1 protein-coding gene is annotated in these 543 nt (G+C 65.4%); it reads left to right on the top strand.

Annotated elements, in window-relative coordinates; genetic code table 11:
• The coding region (locus BU204_RS37915) for a transposase (protein ID WP_158073587.1) at positions 1-525 on the top strand (525 nt) is incomplete at its 5' end.
• Positions 526-543 lie beyond the last annotated feature (18 nt).

Here is a 543-nt window from a genome sequence, read left to right on the forward strand (position 1 = left end):
ATCAAGGGCGCGGACACCGTCGGCGTCGACACGCGGGGCTACGACGCCGGCAAGAAGATCAATGGTCGGAAGCGGTTCATCGCGACCGACACCCTCGGTCTGTTGTTGGTCGTGCTGGTGCTGCCCGCGAGTGTGCAAGACCGCGACGGCGCCAAGCAGCTGTTGCTGGAACTGCGCCACCGCCAACGCATGGGCCGGACCGTTCGGCTTGTCCGACACCTGTTCGCCGACAGCGGGTTCGCCGGGAAACTGCTGGACTGGGCACACACACTGCTCAACACCACGATCGAGATCGTGCGTAAACCACCAGGCCAAAAGGGCTTCGCAGTGATCCCCAGAAGATGGGCAGTCGAGCGAACGCTGGCGTGGCTCACCAGCTACCGACGACTGGCCCGCGACTACGAACGCCACCCCGCCACCGCCGAGGCCATCATCCGCTGGGCCGCCATCACCACCATGACCCGCCGCATCGCCCGCACACAACCCGCCACACGGCCCGGGCCACGCCAGTTCACCACACCATGAAGATCTCAAACACGCTCT

It is taken from the genome of Actinophytocola xanthii, from assembly GCF_001921205.1.
GTDB lineage: Bacteria > Actinomycetota > Actinomycetes > Mycobacteriales > Pseudonocardiaceae > Actinophytocola > Actinophytocola xanthii.